This window comes from Actinoplanes sp. CA-142083 (assembly GCF_050942195.1).
Classification (GTDB): Bacteria; Actinomycetota; Actinomycetes; order Mycobacteriales; family Micromonosporaceae; genus Actinoplanes.
The window spans coordinates 10,727,556-10,745,302 of sequence record NZ_CP192076.1 but is presented as its reverse complement, the minus strand read 5'-3'; the positions used below and the strand labels follow the sequence as shown (position 1 = coordinate 10,745,302).

The following is a 17,747-nucleotide window of genomic DNA, read 5'->3' as shown; positions in this document are numbered from 1 at the left end:
CGCCGCGCCACCCCCATCGCCACCGACCCCCGGTGGACCTTGTCCGGCTTACCGCCTTTGCCCCGCCGTTCGCCTCGCAGGCGTCCGACGGCTCCCCCAATCCAGCACCACATTTAACGTGCTGAACACGCTTGACGCCACCGGTTGTCCACAAGTTATCCACAACCTGTGCACTGCCAGGCGGTCGCTCCCCGGCCGGACGGTCGGCAGACTTACCGGAGCCTGGTACGGCGCGGTTGTACAGGCTCACCGTGCCGAACGATTCACCTGCTTGTCCGGTTTTGGTCCGGTACGTCGTGGTATGCACAGAGCGCTGATGACCAGCAAACGGGCACGCTAACAGCGACGTTGCCGAAGCTACAACTGTCCCACCGCCCGACATGCGCCCTCGAGCGCGAAAAGATTCACTACCCGCGCAGAAAGACCAGCCACCGCGAGGTGGTCGTCCCGGATGTCGGCGTGCCGACGCACGATATGGTTGACCCGCATCGCTGCCCTGCGTAGGGTCGAGCGGTTGCTCCGCCGCGTTCTGGTAAAGTGGCGTCTTGCAGCCCTGATGCCCCCTGGACGTTGTCCTACACAGACGTCAGTAACGAAGACGGAGTTTCGACGTGAGCAAGCGCACCTACCAGCCGAACAACCGCCGGCGCGCCAAGACCCACGGCTTCCGGCTGCGGATGCGCACCCGTGCCGGCCGTGCCATCCTTTCCGGCCGCCGCTCCAAGGGTCGCGCCAAGCTGTCGGCCTGAGCCGGCTGCTTGCGGGCCGGAATGCCCAGGTAGTCGTGCTGGCCGCGGCGCAGCGAATGCGGCGTAGCGCCGAGTTCGCCGCGACCATTCGTGGTGGCCGGCGGGCCGGCCGGGGCACGGTTGTCGTTCATCTGCTTCTCGAGGAGCCGGTGCGAGCCTCCACGGCACGCGCCGGCTTCGTCGTATCCAAGGCCGTTGGCAACGCGGTGGTGCGCAACAAGGTCCGCCGTCGGCTCCGTCACCTGGTCAGGCCGCTGCTCGGCGACCTGCCCGACGGGTCGTTGCTGGTGGTCAGGGCGCTCCCGGCGGCCGCCGGGGCGTCGTTCGCGACCCTCGGCGCCGACCTCGAGTCGGCCCTGGCGGCGGCGCGTCGGCCCAGGCGGCAGCGATGAGCGTGCTCGCCCGTGTGCTGACCGCGATGGTCGTCGCGTACCGTCGGTATGTGAGCCCGGTGCTGCCGGCCCGCTGTCGGTTCTATCCCTCGTGCAGCGCGTACTCCTTGGAGGCGCTGCAGAAACACGGTGCCATCCGGGGGACGGGACTGACCGTATGGCGGCTCCTACGCTGCCACCCCTTCCACCCTGGCGGGTACGACCCGGTGCCTGACCCGATCCGTCACCGTCCTGCCGATGTGACTGGAGCCTGAATTGAGCCTCGACTGGATCTACTACGCCATTTCGTGGATCCTCCTGCGCTGGCAATCCCTGTGGAGCTCCATCGGGATGGACGGCAAGTTCCTCGGGACCAACTGGTCCTGGGTGCTTGCCATCGTCTTCCTGGTGGTGACGGTCCGCGTCATCCTGTTCCCGGTCTTCGTCAAGCAGATCAAGAGCCAGCGGGCCATGCAGGCGCTGCAGCCGAAGGTCAAGGCCCTGCAGGAGAAGCACAAGGGTGACCGGGAGACGCTCCAGAAAGAAATGATGGAGCTCTACAAGACCGAGAAGGCGAACCCGCTGATGGGCTGCCTTCCGATGTTCTTGCAGATCCCCGTCTTCCTCGGCCTCTTCCACACGCTCCGTCGGCTGAACCCGTCCAACACCCAGACCACGCTGTACGGGTGGACCACCGAGCAGTTCAACGACGCCACCCACGCGTCGCTGTTCAACGCCCCGCTGGCCTCGAAGTTCGGCTCGACCGCGCAGGAGCTGGCCGCCCTCGGCGCCAACAGCGTCACCGTCAAGGTCGTCGCCGGCATCCTGGTCCTGATCATGATGGGCACCACGTACGCGACCAGCCGGCAGATGATCCTCAAGACCGGCTGGGCCGAGGACCCGCAGCAGAAGATGATCCAGCGCCTGATGCTCTACGGCATCCCGCTGTCGCTGCTCGTCTCCGGCTCGCTGTTCCCGATCGGTGTGATCATCTACTGGGTCACGAACAACCTGTTCACACTGGCCCAGCAGCAGTGGGTGCTCCGCAAGTTCCCGCCGCCGCAGATGGCCGGCAAGGGTGGCTCCAAGGCGCCGTCGGCTCCGGCCAAGAAGAGCACCGGCAACGGCAACGCGCCGAAGAACCCGGTTCAGCCCGGCCGCACCGGTGGCCTGTTCGGCCGCAACAAGGCGCAGGCCGAGCCGGAGACCCCGGTGGTCGACACCAAGAAGCTCGCCCCGCGGCCCGGCGCCAAACCGGTGAATCCGAAGAAGGGCGCCAGACCGGCGAGCAAACCCAAGGGATGATCGCGGCTCGGGCGTCGTACGGCGCCCGAGCGCTCCCCTTCCTGAACCTCCCCGCGGGCGCCGCCGCGGGAAACAGCGGACCGTGCAGGTCCGGCCCGATGAGTACGGAGATGAACCGTGACCGACACCAGCACTCCCGATTCTTCGGTCTCCGCCGAGGCGCCTTCGTCGGAGGCCGCGGCCCCGGACGAGGCGACGGCCGAGGAGACCAAGAAGTCGGAGACCGTCACCTCCGAGAGTGACCTGTTCCGGCAGAGCGAGATCGCCGCCGACTACGTCGAGGGGCTGCTGGACATCCTCGACTACGACGGTGACATCGACGAGCTCGTGTCGGCCGGGCGCCCGATGGTCGAGGTGGTCGGTGGCCGGCTGCAGCCGCTCGTCGGCCAGCGCGGCGCCACGCTGGAGGCTCTGCAGGAGCTCACCCGGCTGGCGATCTTCCGGGCTACCGGCTCGCCTTCGCGCCTGCTGCTCGACATCGGCGGCTACCGCGCGTCGCGCCGTAAGGAACTGGCCGCGGTTGCCCGCAACGCCGTGGAGAAGGTCAAGGAGCACGGCGACCCGGTGCGCCTCGAGCCGATGTCGGCGTTCGAGCGCAAATGCGTGCACGACGTGGTCAACGCCATTCCGGGCGTGCAGAGCGAGTCGGAGGGCGTCGAGCCGAATCGCCGGATCGTGGTGCGGGCGGCGGACTGAGAATGACCGAACCCCGCTTCGGCGCGGGTGAGAGCGGCCCGGGCGAGTCTTCGTCCGGGCCGTCGTCTTTCCCGGGGCGCCGGAATCCGCGACGGCCCATCGCTTTTCCTGGACGCGGCTCGTCTTCTGCCCCTCGGGCTGACAGATCTGCCCGATCTTCCGCCTCTTCGCCGCCGCCTTCTTCTCTTTCGCCGGCTGCATCGGATCCGGTTGACGCTGCCCCTCCTGCCTCGTTCTCGGAGATCGCGGAGCGGGTCTTTGGGGAGCGGTTCGGATTGGCGGTGGAGTACGCGCGGCTGCTTGTCACCGACGGCGTCGTGCGGGGGCTGATCGGTCCTCGGGAGGCGCCGCGGATCTGGGACAGGCACTTGGTTAATTGTGCCGTTATGACCGAGATCATCCCTATCGGCGCTTCGGTCGTTGACGTGGGGTCTGGTGCCGGTTTGCCCGGTATCGTGCTGGCAGTGGCCCGGCCGGATCTCAGCGTCACCCTGGTCGAGCCGCTGGCACGACGAACCGCGTTCCTGTCGGAGGCGGTGACCGCACTCGGCCTCGAGTCGACCGTCACGGTCGTCCGGGGTCGCGCCGAGGACGTCGTCGACGGACCCCCCGCCGGCGCCGACGTCGTCACCGCGCGGGCGGTCGCCCCGCTCGACCGGCTGGCCGGCTGGTGCCTGCCGCTTGCCCGCACCGGCGGGCGGCTGCTGGCGCTCAAGGGCAGCTCGGCGGCCGACGAGGTGGCGGAGCACCGTGCGGTGATCGCCTCGCTGGGCGGCGCCGACCCGGTGCTTCACGCCTGCGGAGTGGGGGTCATCGACCCGCCGACGACGGTCGTGGAGATCGTCAAGGAGCGCGATGTCGTGCTGCCACGGCCGAAGCCGTCCAGCCGGGCGGAGGCTCAGGGGCGCGGCGCCGGCGGAAAGGCCGGTGGGCGCGGCTCCGGGCGAGGGAGAACGCGGAGGGGATAAATGGCCAAGCGGGGCGCCCGGAAGAGAAACGTCAAGAACCGACGTCCCGATTCGGCCAAACCTCCGGCGCCGCCTGGGGGTGCTTCCCCGGGCGGCGGGTCACCCGCGGCCAAGGATCGTCCGGCTGTTGAACGGGCACAGCGGTCTGAGTCGTCGGCGGGGCGGGGTTCGCGCGGGCGGCCGGCTGAGCGGGTCGTAGTGGCGGAGCCGGTTCTGGCGTCCGGCGATGATTCGGAACTGTCATCTGTGGATGCGGTCGTCGTCGCTGACGTGCCGGTTGTCGTTGCTGTTGAGGTGCCTGAGCCTCGGGAAGTGATGGCGCTGCCGGGACCGGCGGAGACGGCGCGGGCTCGGGGGCGGTTCAGCGGGTACGTCTCGAAGGTGGCGTCGGTTGTGGGTCGACGGCAGCCGGGTCGGGATTCGTCAGGTTCTTCACGGCCCAGTCACGAGCAGGTGGGTACTGGGAATTTTGCGGTTGGTGGGGCTTCGACCCGTACGGATAAAAATGTCACTAAGAATGAGTCGCCTCTCGCTGAAGTTGAAAACGATGAGGCCGCGGGGTTTTTGGGAGGCTTTGGAGGGGAAAGCGCGCACGGAGTTGGGTGTGCCGACGCGGCCGTGTTGAGGCTGGTGCCGGGCATGATGGTCTTTGCGACCCCGCCGGTGGATGATCTGTCTACGTTGCACTCGCCTCAACAGGCGGACGGCCGTGGCGAGGCTCGCCCGACCGCCGTAGGCTGGCCGGGCGTCGATAGTGTGGACCGGTCCTCTGCTTCCGGAACGCACGTGTCGCCTACCGACCCGTTCCTCACCAACAGGGATAAAACGGTGCATGAGTTCGGTGTTTCACGTGAAACCGAGTCGCCTCTAGGCCCCAACGGGCCTGCGGGTGCTGGCTTTGGCGTCCCCACTGGCGCGTTCGTTGTCGATCAGGGCGTGCCTTCGCCTCGGGTAGGCGACGGTTACGTGCCGCGCGCCTCGGCCGGGCAGGTCTATGGAACGCCGGCGCCGCAGCCCGGGCCGGAGGAGCCGCGCCTTCCCGCGCCGCGTTCTGGTCCACCCGCGGTTGCCTCGTCGCCGGTGCCTGTCTCGTCGCCGCCGGGTTCGCCCGCTCCCGTATCGGCGTCCCCGGTTTCGGCGTCCCCGGTTTCTTCTTCGCCCGCGCCCACCTCGGGTGGTCCGGTGGCGCCGGCGGGGCCATCGTTTGGACCGGCGAGCACCACGTTCGGCGCTGACGAGCATGTTTCACGTGAAACGCCGAGCCAGGATGAAGACGATCCCCCGCTAGCCATGGAAGCGTTGCGAGCTGTGCAGATCCTCAACCCGAGCGGCGAAATCACCATGCCGCGTCCGGACCACCCGAGGGTGCTCTGCGTCGCGAACCAGAAGGGCGGCGTCGGCAAGACGACCACGACCGTGAACCTTGCGGTCGCCCTGGCGCTGCATGGCAACCGCGTGCTCGTCGTCGACCTCGACCCGCAGGGCAACGCCTCGACCGGTCTCAACGTGCCCCACCACGCCGGCGTGCCGGATGTCTACGACTGCCTGATCGACAACGTGCCGTTGTCCGAGGTCGCGCAGCCGGTCGAGGGCATTCCGAACCTGTTCTGCGTGCCGGCCACGATCGACCTGGCCGGTGCGGAGATCGAGCTCGTCTCGGTCGTGGCGCGCGAGTCCCGCCTGGCGCGGGCGATCGCGGCTCACCCCGAGAAGTTCGACTATGTCTTCATCGACTGCCCGCCGTCGCTCGGCCTGCTCACGGTCAACGCACTCTGCGCGGCGCAGGAGGTGCTGATCCCGATCCAGTGCGAGTACTACGCGCTCGAGGGGCTGAACCAGCTGATCAACAACATCAACCTGGTTCGGCAGCACCTCAACCCGACGCTCGACGTCTCCACGATCCTGCTGACCATGTACGACCGGCGCACCCGGCTCGCCGACGCGGTCGAGCAGGACGTGCGCAACCACTTCGGCAGCAAGGTGCTCAACGCCGTCATCCCGCGGAACGTGCGGGTGTCCGAGGCTCCGAGTTATGGGCAATCCGTGATGACCTACGATCCCGGATCAAGGGGTGCGACCAGCTACTTCGAGGCCGCCCTGGAGATCGCGATGCGTGGCGTCAACACGGGAGGCACGGCATGAAAAATCGTCCACGGGGCGGCCTGGGCCGCGGCCTGGGCGCGCTGATCCCGACGGCGCCAGCCGTTGATCCCTCATCTCCCCCGGTGGCTCCGATGCCGGCGCCGCCTCCGCTGGAGAACTCTGCGCCGCCGGTCTTCGATGATCAGCTGGCGCCGGTGCCGGGTGCGCGCTTCGCCGAGCTGCCGGTCACCTCGATCGTGCCGAACGCCAAGCAGCCGCGACACCACTTCGACGAGGAAGCGCTCGAGGAGCTGAAGACCTCGATCCGGGAGGTCGGGTTCCTTCAGCCCATCGTCGTGCGCGATCTTGCCGACGGGCACTACGAGCTCGTCATGGGCGAGCGTCGCTGGCGGGCCGCGCAGGCCGTCGGCAAGGAGACGATTCCCGCGATCGTGCGCGACACCCGCGACGACGCGATGCTGCGGGACGCGCTCCTCGAGAACATTCATCGCGCGAACCTGAACCCGCTCGAAGAGGCGGCCGCCTATCAGCAGTTGCTGGAGGAGTTCGGCGCCACGCACGAGGAGCTCGCCAAGCGGATAGGGCGGAGCCGGCCGCAGATCTCCAACACGATCCGGCTGTTGAATCTGCCGCCGCAGGTGCAGCAGCGGGTGGCGGCCGGGGTGCTGTCGGCCGGGCATGCGCGGGCGCTGCTCGGGCTGAACGACGGTCAGGCGCAGATCGATCTCGCCAACCGGATCGTGGCCGAGGGGATTTCCGTACGGTCCACCGAGGAGATCGTGACGCTTGCCATCGCGGACGGGTCGCCGGCCAAGAAGGCCGCGCCTACTCGGCGGGCGAAGGTTCACGCGCCGGCTCTCAACGAGTTGGCCGATCGGCTGTCGGATCGGTTCGACACTCGGGTGAAGGTCGACATCGGCCGGAACAAGGGGAAGATCACCATCGAGTTCGCGACCGTCGACGACCTCGAGCGGATCGTCGGGATGATCGGTGTGGAGGACGAGGGTTTGTCCTCGACCGACTAGCCTTTTGGTCAGTGGATCTTGGAGGCACGTGATTCGTCACGTGCCTTTCTTGTTGCCTGCCGTTGCTTCTCGTCGCGGTGGCGCGTGGGGGCGTTTTGTGGCGGTTTGGAAAGCGGTCGGACCCAGACCTTGGCGGCTCGAAAACCCCAGGAGAATGGCTCTGACAGAACCGAAGTGGACGGCTGTCCTCGTTTGATGTTGATCGCCGTCTCTGCAGTCCGGCGAAGATTTTTCATGACTGTCGAGCGGCGTGATCCCGCCTCCGGGACGCTCCGGGATCTCCTCGATTTCGCTCGGGCCACGCTCTTCATGAAATGCGTGGGCTCTCGCAAAGGTGGAGGTGCGGTCGATCTCGATGTTGCCTTCGATGCTCAGTCTGGTCGGGTTGGTTGGTGGCCACATGGCCAAGGTCGGGCGAACCTTTCTCCGGCGCGTGATGGCCGGCGACGATGTCCCGCGATGTGGTTCGTCGGAGGGGGATCTCAAGGAGGCGTAGGCCGCAGGGCTCAAGAGATCGAGTCGGTGGCATTCTCGACCGACGTGGGCATAGCAGCGGCGCTTGAATCTTTGGCCGGGTTTCCCATGTGGCCGTGGAACGGGATCGGTGCCGGCGCTGATGGCTGGGGAGTTGGGTTCGGCTCTCCGACTTTGCGTTGGTTCGGTCGACCTTTGAACGTGAACCCGTCGGGCCGGATGCCGGTGGTTTCACGTGAAACAGAAACTCCTCTCTGCGATGCCGGGACGTTCTTCCACCGTGTCTCGTCTTCGGGTTCTTGTTGGTTCGGCTCTCATGCCAGGCGGCTTCCGTCGCAGCTGCCGTTTCACGTGAAACGATGCGCGTCCCGCTTGCCTCGTGACGCGTACTGACATTGGCGGCACGCCGAGACGGACGTCGCCGATAGTGCGCCCCGCTCCGGGACCGGCCCAAGGCTCGCTGTTGCGGCAGAGATCCTCTGGCTGACTTCAGGTGTTGCCGCCCCCAGTGCGAGCGTCCACGCCAGACTGATGCGCCCGGGTTACCAGGGCTCGACTCTTCCAGTGTTTAGTGTTGGTCGCCCGGACCAAGGCACGGGTAAGCGCACGTTGCCCCGATTCCACGCCCGGCCGTTTCACGTGAAACCCTCGACGTCCGCAGGGCTCCGAAGTGAGCCGGCGGGGCCGCCGACCTCCAGCCGTTCGGCAGCGCTTCGGTAGGACCACCCCCGGGTGTCGGCCTCCTTGAGAGGCCCCGTGCATCGCGTGACCGCTCAGGAGCGAGTCTGTAGTGATCTGCCTGTTCCATTCCGGCCGACCCTCACGCGCGCAACGCCAAACCCGCAACGGGCGCGTTGTTCGGTCGGCCGTGCGCCGGTCGAGCCCGGGGACGAGAGGGTGCCAGATTGGCGTAACCGCTGTGGACAGATCGCGGTTCGGCCGCGTGCTCCGCCGGCATTTGCTCCTCGGCTGTCGCCCACGTTGCCGTGTGATCCTGCTCCGGTGGCCCGGTGGCCCGGTGGCCCGGTGGCCCGGTGGCCCGGTGGCCCGGTGGCCCGGTGGCCCGGTGGCCCGGTGGCCCGGTGGCCCGGTGGCCCGGTGGCCCGGTGGCCCGGTGGTCCGGTGGCCCGGTGGCCCGGTGGTCGCATTGACTCTTGTCCTGCGGCCGCCATGCCCGGGGCTTTGATCGGCCGTCGGCTCCTCCCTCGCCTCGCCCAGGTCGGCGCTGCCGTCGGCGAGACTCCGCGCCCGGCCTTGTTCCGTCGAGTCGTTCTATCTACCGTTGCGGCGGCCTGACTGCGCGCCTGTGGCCTGGTCGGTCGTGGGGCGTCATTGTGTACTGGGTGCCTTGGCCGAGCTCTCCTGGACGGCTCTGCGCCAACGTCGGAATCAGGTTGGGCTTTCGAGTGCCGCCAAACCCACGGCGTCGCTAATGACGTCGCCGGCATGTTCTCGGGACGTGTCTCTCTCGGACGGGCTGTGCGGCCGATCCGGCACGGCGCAAGAGCGGTTCTGTGATGGCGCGGACCGCCTTGCCGTAGACAGTTCCTTGACGTTGGTTGCAGGGCGGCTTTGAAAGGTTCGCTTGTTTCACGTGAAACGGCCCGCTCTACAATCCCTCGGAGCCGGGAGCCGGGAGCCGGGAGCCGGGAGCCGGGAGCCGGGAGCCGGGAGCCGGGAGCCGGGAGCCGGGAGCCGGGAGCCGGGAGCCGGGAGCCGGGAGCCGGGAGCCGGGAGCCGGGAGCCGGGAGCCGGGAGCCGGGAGCCGGGAGCCGGGAGCCGGGAGCCGGGAGCCGGGAGCCGGGAGCCGGGAGCCGGGAGCCGGGAGCCGGGAGCCGGGAGCCGGGAGCCGGGAGCCGGGAGCCGGGAGCCGGGAGCCGGGAGCCGGGAGCCGGGAGCCGGGAGCCGGGGCCGGGAGCCGGGAGCCGGGAGCCGGGAGCCGGGAGCCGGGAGCCGGGAGCCGGGAGCCGGGAGCCGGGAGCCGGGAGCCGGGAGCCGGGAGCCGGGAGCCGGGAGCCGGGAGCCGGGGCCGGGAGCCGGGAGCCGGGAGCCGGGAGCCGGGAGCCGGGAGCCGGGAGCCGGAGCCGGGAGCCGGGAGCCGGGAGCCGGGAGCCGGGGCCGGAGCCGGGAGCCGGGAGCCGGGAGCCGGGAGCCGGGAGCCGGGAGCCGGGAGCCGGGAGCCGGGAGCCGGGAGCCGGGAGCCGGGAGCCGGGAGCCGGGAGCCGGGAGCCGGGAGCCGGGAGCCGGGGGTTTCACGTGAAACCCGGACTCACTCACGCCATGGTCTTGGCGCTCCTGGACCCGTTGGTCGTCGAGGTCTCGGGCCAGGGAACGACGACGCCGCGCGCGTGCCGGCGCGCAGGGGTGACGGCGCGCCGTCGGGTGGAGCCGCGCCTGACGCCGAGGTGAGCTTTGATGATGAAGTCAAGAGGGCGCCTGCGTAGCTATCGGGGCGGCTCTGCCGACATGGCGGACGGCCGCAAGCGGGCAGCGACAGCGCCGCCAGGGGGACCGCCATGTTCAGCGGCAGCGCGACTACGGGTGCAGGACTGCGACCTCCATCGGAGTTGGTCTGCCGACGTGCGGGTGGTCGGCAGAGCCTCTGGGCCGGAGGCCTTCACGAGGCGCCTGAGTGGAGGAGTGCCGGGGCCGTGGCCGGCCGCGCCGAGCGGCACGCGCCGACCCCTGAATGTGGCAACAGACCCGAAGGGCGAGGCGGCCCAGTGCCGCCCTGGCGAGACGAGCCAGTGCCGCCCTGGCGGAGGCGGGCCAGTGCCGCCTTGGCGAGGCGGTCCGAGCATCGTCGTGGCGACGAATGGACCCGGCGTGGGGGACAGCGAGAGGGGAGGGTCGAGCAGGTGACTAAGGCGTTCACGAAAAGAGCCGACTGCCGCGTCCCTCTATCGATGGAAAGGGGCCCACCCGAACGCGAACTAAGTTCTGGAGCCGAACCTGACAATGGCTGCGTGAGTTATCCACAGGCTGTGTGCAACGGCTGTTGAGAAACCCACTGGGGCCGTTTCACGTGAAACGCGGCCGATGTGGGTGGGGGCGTCCACGAGTTCATCCACAGGCAGTGCAAGCCTGCGACGTCGTGTTTCACGTGAAACTCGGAGGGCTGTGGATAACTTCTGTGGATAACTTTCCCGGTGGTGTGGTGCCCACAGACGGTGATGACCATCGACGTTGGTCTCGGCGATTTGGGGGCTGACGCACCGTTACCGCACCGGCCGAAAATTGACCCGGGACACGCGCCCTGGCCTGGGCTAAAGTCACGCCCGTGCCCGACAACACGGTCCCCCTGCCCGACTTCACACGATGGCCTTCGTTCCCTTTCGAGGGCGACATGCGAGTCAAACCGCTGGCCGCCCCGGTCGAAGTCGAGCCGCCGCGCAGCGGTGAGGATGCGGCCGACTGCATCGCCTGCGGCACGCCCGACGACGCGTACATCTGGGTCAGTGAGCGGTGGCGAGTCAGGGCCATGGACCGGCCCACGGGCCTCCCGATGGTGCTCATCCTCGAGTGCCGGTCGCACCTCGACCTAGGAGACCTTCCGAACCTCCTGGCCGCCGAGCTCGGCGTCATGACGGTTCGGCTCGAGCGCGCGATCCGCTCCCTCGACGGCGTGGCCCGGGTCCACGTCAACCGATGGGGTGACGGCTCCGCTCACCTTCATCTCTGGTTCCTTGCCCGGCCCTACGGGCGCCTCCAGCTACGGGGCACCTTCCTCTCGCTCTGGGACGACATCCTGCCGGTGATCCCCGAGGCCCAGTGGCGGGAAAACCTGGCGCTGGTGGCGGCTTGGCTGGCGGAGTTCGGCGGCCAGGCCATCGCCGAGCCCCCGCACATCCAGTGGGAAGCGCCTTCGACGATCACCTACTCGCCGTCGGCGGGCGCGCAGCCCGCACCGGAAGACCCGCGCCCTGCGACCCTCGGCGACATCGAAGCCAAGCCCGACACTGAGGCCAGCACCGAGGGCAAGCCCAGCAACGAGGCCGGCACCGGCGCCCAGCCCCACAACGGCGCCGACATCAGGGCCAACACCGCCGCCCCGACGATTGCCGCCGAGAGCGGCGCCAGCTAGCGACGAAGGGCCCCGCTGGGGGTGAGCCCGAAATCCGGGTCATGCGCCGGAACTAGCGGCGCATACAAACGAAGCGGCGCATACAAACGAAGCGGCCCCGGCTCACGCAACGCGCGAAGCCGAGGCCGCTTGAAGATTTCTTACGCGCGAGCGACCGCCCGCGAAACAAGCGTCGCCAAAATCTGGCCCAGATCGAGCCCAGCCGCCTGCACCGCCAGCGGCAGCAGCGACGTCTCCGTCATCCCCGGCGACACGTTGATGCCGAGCACCTGCGGCGACCCGTCCTCCGCGACGATCAGATCCACCCGGGACAGGTCACGCAAACCGAGCGCCTTGTGCGCCGCCAACGCCGTCTCCGACACCCGGGCCGCGGTCTCGGCGTCGAGCCGGGCCGGCGTGTGCCACGTCGTCAGCCCGGCCGTGTAGCGGGCCGCATAGTCGTACACCCCATCGCGCGGAACGATCTCGACGATCGGGAGGGCTTGCGGTCCGGAGCCGAGGTCGACGATGGAAACCGCCACGTCCTTGCCGGGCACGAACTTCTCGACCAGCGCCGTCGAGTCGTACGCGAAACACCCCACCATCGCGGCCGGCAGATCCGCATCTTCCCGGACCACCGCAGCGCCGAGGCCCGACCCGCCCTGGGCCGGCTTGACCATCAACGGCAGCCCCAGACGGTCGACGATCCGGTCGAGCACCGCCACCGCGCCGAGCTCGGAGAACCGGTCGTGCGGCAACGCCACCCAGTCCGGCGTCGGAATGCCGGCCTCGCGCAGCATCGACTTGGCCGACGGCTTGTCCCACGCCAGGCGGGAGGCCTGCGCGTCACAACCCACGTACGGCACCCCGCACAGGTCGAGCACCCCGCGCAGCGACCCGTCCTCGCCGGTCGCGCCGTGCAGGGCGATGACCACCGCGTCGGGCGGGTCCTCCTGCAGGGCCGGCAGCATCGTCACGTCCGCGTCGTGCATCTCGGCGTGGACGCCGACCGCCCGCAACGCGTCGAGGACCCGGCGGCCGGAGCGCAGCGAGACGTCCCTCTCGTAGGAGAGGCCACCCGCCAGAACCATTACGCGCACGTCGTCTCCAGAAGCCATGGGAGTGATCATGCCAAGTCGGGGCCGGGAGCATCGGCGGCGGCCGCGCCCCGGCGACGGTGGTGGTGCGCCGCCGCGGCGGGACCGAAGACCGCGCGCATCGCGAGCTCCTGCTCCATCACCCCGGCGAGCCGGCGAATGCCCTCACGGAGGCGCTCGGGCGACGCGTACGAGAAATTGAGCCGCATGTTGCTCGTGCCGGTGCCGTCCGCGTAGAAGCCGGTGCCGGGCACGTAAGCGACGCGCGCCGCGATGGCGCGCGGCATCATCGCCTTGGAGTCGAGACCCTCGGGGAGGGTCGCCCAGACGAACAGGCCGCCGGTCGGATGGGTCCAACTGGAGCCGGCCGGCATCAGGTCGCGCATGGCGGTCAGCAGGACGTCGCGGCGCTCGCGGTAGATCTCGCGGTACGACTTGATCTGCTCCCGCCACGGCATGGTCGTCAGGTACTGCGTCACCGCGGCTTGGGCGAACGCGCTCGGGCACAGCACGTTGGCCTCGCTCATCATCACGAGCTTTTCCCGCACGGCGTGCGGCGCGAGGATCCAGCCGACCCGCAGGCCCGGCGCGAAAGTCTTGGAGAAGGTGCTGACGTAGAAGACGCCCTCACGCCGGCGCGCGCGCAGCGGCAGCGGGGCGTCGCCTTCGAAGGACAACATTCCGTACGGGTCGTCCTCCACCACCAGCAGCCCGGCGCGCGAACAGATGTCGAGGATCTGCTCGCGTCGCTCCTCGGAGAGCGTCACGCCGGCCGGATTTTGAAACGTCGGGATCGTGTAGAGGAACTTGGCGCGCCGCCCGGACCGCTCGACGGCCTTAAGAGCTTCCTCGAGCGCCGACGGGATCAGCCCGTCGGCGTCCATAGCCACGTGGTGTACCTGCGCCTGGGCGGCCTGGAAGACACCGAGTGCGCCGACGTAGCTCGGCCCCTCGGCGAGCACCACGTCGCCCGGGTCCAGGAAGAGGCGGGCGAGCAGGTCGATCGCCTGCTGGCCGCCGACGGTGACCACCACGTCGTCGGGGGACGCGCCGTGGATGCCGGAGAGCGCCATCACCTCGCAGATGCGCTCGCGAAGCTCGATCGTGCCCTGGCCGATGCCGTACTGAAGGCTGACCGCGCCATGGTCGGCGGCGAGGCTGCCGAGCATCTCGCCGACGGCGTCGAGGGGGAGGGCTGCGATGAACGGTGAGCCGCCGGCGAGCGACACCACCTCCGGACGACTGGCGACGGCGAACAGTGCGCGGATCTCGGAGGTGGTCATCCCACGCACACGTCGCGCGTACACATCGGTGTAATCGTCCTGGGTAGTGCCGGTCATTCTGTGCCCTCCCTAAGGCATGCCGGAACCACAAATGGTAGACGGCGGTCGCTGCAAAGGCCCTCGGTTAACCGGCCCGGATGCCCGACCTGGTCCCGTTCATGGATTTTGCGGCGTAGGATCCTCCGCGGGGGCGCGCGGGGTAGGCACGGGACAGGAGCACGTCGCCGCCCGGAGGCAGAGGGGGATTACCGTGTCGCGCCGCCTGGTCAACCTCACGCTGGACACCCTCGAGGATCTTCCTCGTCCCTGTCGGCAGTGTGTCTTCTGGGAGCTCGACCCGGTGTCCGCCGAGCGGGCCTGCGCCTCCGGAGATCCCGGCCTCGAGAAGGAAGCGTGGGTCTCGCAGACGCTTCTGGAGTGGGGCTCGTGCGGCAAGCTGGCGTACGTCGACGGCATGCCGGCCGGCTTTGTGATGTACGCCCCACCGGCGTACGTCCCCCGTTCGATGGCCTTCCCCACCTCCCCGGTGAGCGCCGATGCCGCGCTGCTGATGACCGCGCACGTGGTGGCCGCGTTCGCCGGCGGCGGCCTAGGCCGCATGCTCGTGCAGGGCGTCGCCCGCGATCTGACCAAGCGGGGTGTGAAGGCGATCGAGGCATTCGGCGACGCGAAGTTCGGCGAGGCCGACGAGGAGAAGCAGGCGGGCTGCGTCGCGCCGGTCGATTTCTTCCTCTCCGTCGGCTTCAAGACGGTTCGCCCGCATCCGCGCTATCCGCGCCTGCGTCTCGAGCTGCGCACCGCCCTGTCGTGGAAGTCCGACGTCGAGTACGCGCTCGAGAAGCTGCTCGGCTCGATGAGCCCCGAGACGTTGCTGCGCCCGGTGCGGCCGGCCACGGCCACCCGGAGCGTCGACAACTAGCTGCCGGCGCCGAGCGCCACCCGCAGCTGCCGCACGTCGATCGACCCGGTCGGCACGTCGATCTCGACGGGGTAGTACATGCGCTGCACCGCGGCGAGAATCGCCTCGACGATCTGCTCGCGGAAGAGCGGGTTCACCAAGCGGTCGCGGTCCGTCGGCGACGTCAGATAACCCAGATCCACGCGTACGGCGGGCATGCGCGTCAACCGCAGCAGCTCCCACGTCTTGGAGTGGATCCGGCAGTCCCGCATGCCGGTGCGCACCACGATCTCGCGCTGCACCAGGTTGGCCAGCCGCTCCCCGACGGTCGAGCTGAGCCCGTTGCCGGTGCCGTAGTGGTACGTCGCCACGCCGTGGGCCGCGTCGTTCTCGTGCCCGTCCAGGTGCAGCGAGATGAGCAGGTCGGCGCCCAGGCTGTTGGCGAGCGTGGCCCGCTCGGCGCCGTTCATCGACTGCGCCGGGTGCGGGCCGCGGGTCAGGTGCACCCGCATGCCGGCCGCCGCGAGTCGTCCCTCGAGCCGAGCGGCCAGGTCGAAGACGAGGTCGGCCTCGGTCCAGCGCAGCGGACCCTCGGGCACCACCACGCCGAGGTCGTCGCCGCCGCCGTGACCCGGGTCGATCACGATGGTCTTGCCCATCAGGTTGGTGCCGGCCTGGCGGAACGCCTCGGCCTCGCGCAGCCACTGCGGACGGCCGCCGACGACCTTGCGGCCGAGCCGGCGCAGCGCCTTCATGGTCTGCGGGCCGCAGGAGCCGTCCTGGGTGAGACCGACCTCACGCTGGAACTGCGCGACCGCGCGAGCCGTACGCGGCCCGTAGATCGAGTCGGCGCGTCCCGTGTCGTACCCCATCTCGAGCAGCCGCTCCTGCAGTGTCCGCACGTCCTCGCCGACCAAGGCGTTGGGCACCGAGTGGAACAGCGTGCGCGCGCCGAGCCGCCAGCGGGCGGCGTCCAGCGCGCCCCACGTCTCGTCGCCGACCAGACCGTCCACGCCGATGCCGCGGCTCTGCTGGAACGCGCGCACCGCGTGATCGGTGGCGTCGTCGAAGACGTCCGAACCGTCCTCGGAAAGCAGCTCCAGGCCGACCAGGATGGATCGGATCTCGGCAACGGCCGGGCCGCTGTCTCCACGTCGGATGGAACGCACGCGCGACTCCCTTGAATGAGGTCCGAGGGAAAAGAAAAGAACGATTCGGAGCGTACTCCGTAGGCGCCGCACCCACCGGGTGGCGAAATCCCCGGCCCGGGGGATGGAAACGCCCCGCATCCGTGTGGATGCGGGGCGTCACAGAGCTATTAGAGCGCCGACTCGATGAAGTTGACCAGGGCGCTCTTCGGCTTGGCGCCGGTGACGGAGTTGACCGGCTCGCCGCCCTTGAAGATGGTCAGCGTGGGCACCGACATCACCCGGTAGGCGCGCGTGGTCTCGGGGTTCTCGTCGATGTTGATGCTGACGATCTCCACCTTGTCGCCCATCTCCTTGGCGATCTCGCCGAGCAGCGGGTCGACCTTCTTGCACGGCATGCACCACTCCGCCCAGAAGTCCACCAGCACGGGCTTGTCGGACTGCAGCACATCGCTGGTGAACGTGGCGTCGGTGACGGGCTTGCCTGCTCCCACGGCGAAACTCCTTACAGCTCTACGAATGAGGCGATGAAGCGTTCGGCGTCGAGCGCCGCGGCACAACCCGTGCCGGAGGCCGTGATGGCCTGACGATAGGTGTGGTCGACGAGGTCGCCGGCGGCGAACACGCCCGGGATGTTGGTGCGGGTCGACGGGGCGTCGACCTTCACGTAGCCCTCGTCGTCGAGCTCGATCTGGCCCTTGAACAGCTCGCTGCGCGGGTCGTGGCCGATCGCGACGAACACGCCGGTCACGTCCAGGACCTTGCCCTCGCCGGTCTTGACGTTCTTCAGCCGGACGCCGTTGACCTTGCCGTCCTCGCCGAGGATCTCCTCGACGACCGAGTTCCACTCGACCTTGATCTTCGGGTTGTTCAGCGCGCGCACCTGCATGACCTTGCTGGCCCGGAAGGTGTCGCGGCGGTGCACGATCGTCACGGTCTCGGCGAAGCGGGTGAGGAAGGTCGCCTCCTCCATGGCGGAGTCGCCGCCGCCGACCACCACGATGTGCTGGTTGCGGAAGAAGAAGCCGTCACAGGTCGCACAGGAGGAGACGCCGTGGCCGAGCAACTCCTGCTCGCCGGGCACGCCGATCGGGCGCCACGCGGAACCGGTGGCGAGGATCACGGCACGGGCGAAGTACTCCTTGTCGCCGACCCAGACCGTCTTCAGCCCCTCGGTGCCGGCCTCGGTCGGCTTGTCGGTGAGCTCGACGCGTGTGACGTCGTCGGTGAGGAACTCGGCGCCGAACTTCTCGGCCTGCGCGCGCATGGTGTCCATGAGCTCGGGGCCCATGATGCCGTCGCGGTGACCCGGGAAGTTCTCCACCTCGGTGGTGGTCATCAGCGCGCCACCGGACTGAACGCCCTCGATCACGAGCGGCTTGAGATTCGCCCGGGCCGCGTACAACGCCGCGGTGTAGCCGGACGGCCCCGAACCGATGATGATCAGATTGCGGACCTCGTCCACTGCCGACTCCCTGTCGTCTGAAATCGCCGGGTGAAGGCCCGGCGACACTGCACGCTAGAACGCCATGCTAGGCACACACCATTCCCGCTCGCGCGGGCCGTG

Annotated in this window: 15 protein-coding genes; 10 read left to right on the top strand and 5 right to left on the bottom strand. The window is 69.1% G+C overall.

Features of this window, described 5'->3' with window-relative positions; genetic code table 11:
- The first annotated feature begins 611 nt into the window (after nucleotides 1–611).
- From rpmH to ACQPZX_RS49675, 9 genes are all read left to right on the top strand, one after another.
- Complete coding sequence (rpmH, locus tag ACQPZX_RS49715) at nucleotides 612–749, top strand: 50S ribosomal protein L34 (protein ID WP_015626276.1); 138 nt, start codon at nucleotides 612–614, stop codon at nucleotides 747–749.
- A 35-nt stretch (nucleotides 750–784) separates the two neighbouring features.
- Complete coding sequence (gene rnpA / locus ACQPZX_RS49710) at nucleotides 785–1,141, top strand: ribonuclease P protein component (protein WP_433372557.1); 357 nt, start codon at nucleotides 785–787, stop codon at nucleotides 1,139–1,141.
- Nucleotides 1,138–1,395, top strand: a complete 258-nt coding sequence (gene yidD, locus ACQPZX_RS49705) for a membrane protein insertion efficiency factor YidD (protein ID WP_084699432.1) — start codon at nucleotides 1,138–1,140, stop codon at nucleotides 1,393–1,395. The genes rnpA and yidD overlap by 4 nt, the downstream gene beginning before the upstream one ends.
- A gap of 1 nt (nucleotide 1,396) precedes the next feature.
- A complete protein-coding gene (gene yidC, locus ACQPZX_RS49700) occupies nucleotides 1,397–2,425 on the top strand; it encodes a membrane protein insertase YidC (protein ID WP_433372553.1) in 1,029 nt (342 codons plus the stop codon).
- Nucleotides 2,426–2,542: 117 nt separating this feature from the next.
- On the top strand, nucleotides 2,543–3,121 hold the full coding sequence (locus tag ACQPZX_RS49695; RefSeq protein WP_433372550.1) for a protein jag: 579 nt from the start codon (nucleotides 2,543–2,545) through the stop codon (nucleotides 3,119–3,121).
- Nucleotides 3,122–3,363: 242 nt separating this feature from the next.
- A complete protein-coding gene (gene rsmG, locus ACQPZX_RS49690; protein ID WP_433386018.1) occupies nucleotides 3,364–4,089 on the top strand; it encodes a 16S rRNA (guanine(527)-N(7))-methyltransferase RsmG in 726 nt (241 codons plus the stop codon).
- A 966-nt stretch (nucleotides 4,090–5,055) separates the two neighbouring features.
- The gene (locus ACQPZX_RS49685) at nucleotides 5,056–6,231 is read left to right on the top strand and encodes a ParA family protein (RefSeq protein ID WP_433386015.1); all 1,176 of its coding nucleotides are present in this window, start codon (nucleotides 5,056–5,058) and stop codon (nucleotides 6,229–6,231) included.
- Nucleotides 6,228–7,217, top strand: a complete 990-nt coding sequence (locus tag ACQPZX_RS49680) for a ParB/RepB/Spo0J family partition protein (RefSeq protein WP_433372547.1) — start codon at nucleotides 6,228–6,230, stop codon at nucleotides 7,215–7,217. Before ACQPZX_RS49685 ends, ACQPZX_RS49680 begins: the two co-directional genes overlap by 4 nt.
- 3,820 nt (nucleotides 7,218–11,037) lie before the next feature.
- Nucleotides 11,038–11,775, top strand: coding sequence for a hypothetical protein (locus ACQPZX_RS49675; protein WP_433372544.1), 738 nt, complete (start codon nucleotides 11,038–11,040; stop codon nucleotides 11,773–11,775).
- Between the two features lie 140 nt (nucleotides 11,776–11,915).
- Here the strand turns inward: ACQPZX_RS49675 and ACQPZX_RS49670 are convergent, their stop codons facing one another.
- Both ACQPZX_RS49670 and ACQPZX_RS49665 read right to left on the bottom strand, forming a co-directional pair.
- Nucleotides 11,916–12,884, bottom strand: coding sequence for a D-alanine--D-alanine ligase family protein (locus ACQPZX_RS49670; protein ID WP_433372541.1), 969 nt, complete (start codon nucleotides 12,882–12,884; stop codon nucleotides 11,916–11,918).
- On the bottom strand, nucleotides 12,881–14,191 hold the full coding sequence (locus tag ACQPZX_RS49665) for a PLP-dependent aminotransferase family protein (RefSeq protein ID WP_433372538.1): 1,311 nt from the start codon (nucleotides 14,189–14,191) through the stop codon (nucleotides 12,881–12,883). The genes ACQPZX_RS49670 and ACQPZX_RS49665 overlap by 4 nt, the downstream gene beginning before the upstream one ends.
- Nucleotides 14,192–14,384: 193 nt before the next feature.
- On the opposite strand from ACQPZX_RS49665, the gene ACQPZX_RS49660 reads away from it, so the two are divergent.
- Nucleotides 14,385–15,053, top strand: coding sequence for a GNAT family N-acetyltransferase (locus ACQPZX_RS49660; RefSeq protein ID WP_433372536.1), 669 nt, complete (start codon nucleotides 14,385–14,387; stop codon nucleotides 15,051–15,053).
- Here ACQPZX_RS49660 and ACQPZX_RS49655 read toward each other — a convergent pair.
- The 3 genes from ACQPZX_RS49655 to trxB all read right to left on the bottom strand — a co-directional run bounded on the left by ACQPZX_RS49655 (nucleotide 15,050) and on the right by trxB (nucleotide 17,645).
- Nucleotides 15,050–16,201 carry an N-acetylmuramoyl-L-alanine amidase gene (locus ACQPZX_RS49655; protein ID WP_433372533.1) on the bottom strand — a complete coding sequence of 384 codons (1,152 nt, stop codon included), beginning with the start codon at nucleotides 16,199–16,201 and terminating at the stop codon, nucleotides 15,050–15,052. The two genes, ACQPZX_RS49660 and ACQPZX_RS49655, sit on opposite strands and share 4 nt — an antisense overlap.
- 149 nt (nucleotides 16,202–16,350) lie before the next feature.
- A complete protein-coding gene (trxA, locus tag ACQPZX_RS49650) occupies nucleotides 16,351–16,674 on the bottom strand; it encodes a thioredoxin (RefSeq protein WP_020511170.1) in 324 nt (107 codons plus the stop codon).
- An 11-nt stretch (nucleotides 16,675–16,685) separates the two neighbouring features.
- Complete coding sequence (gene trxB, locus ACQPZX_RS49645; RefSeq protein ID WP_433372530.1) at nucleotides 16,686–17,645, bottom strand: thioredoxin-disulfide reductase; 960 nt, start codon at nucleotides 17,643–17,645, stop codon at nucleotides 16,686–16,688.
- Nucleotides 17,646–17,747: the final 102 nt, after the last annotated feature.

Bases quoted from the DNA above. Each gene is read 5' to 3' on its own strand.
- yidD (WP_084699432.1), top strand. From the start codon at position 1,138: ATGAGCGTGCTCGCCCGTGTGCTGACCGCGATGGTCGTCGCGTACCGT.
- ACQPZX_RS49680 (WP_433372547.1), top strand. From the start codon at position 6,228: ATGAAAAATCGTCCACGGGGCGGCCTGGGCCGCGGCCTGGGCGCGCTG.
- ACQPZX_RS49675 (WP_433372544.1), top strand. From the start codon at position 11,038: ATGCGAGTCAAACCGCTGGCCGCCCCGGTCGAAGTCGAGCCGCCGCGC.
- ACQPZX_RS49670 (WP_433372541.1), bottom strand. From the start codon at position 12,884: ATGATCACTCCCATGGCTTCTGGAGACGACGTGCGCGTAATGGTTCTG.
- ACQPZX_RS49665 (WP_433372538.1), bottom strand. From the start codon at position 14,191: ATGACCGGCACTACCCAGGACGATTACACCGATGTGTACGCGCGACGT.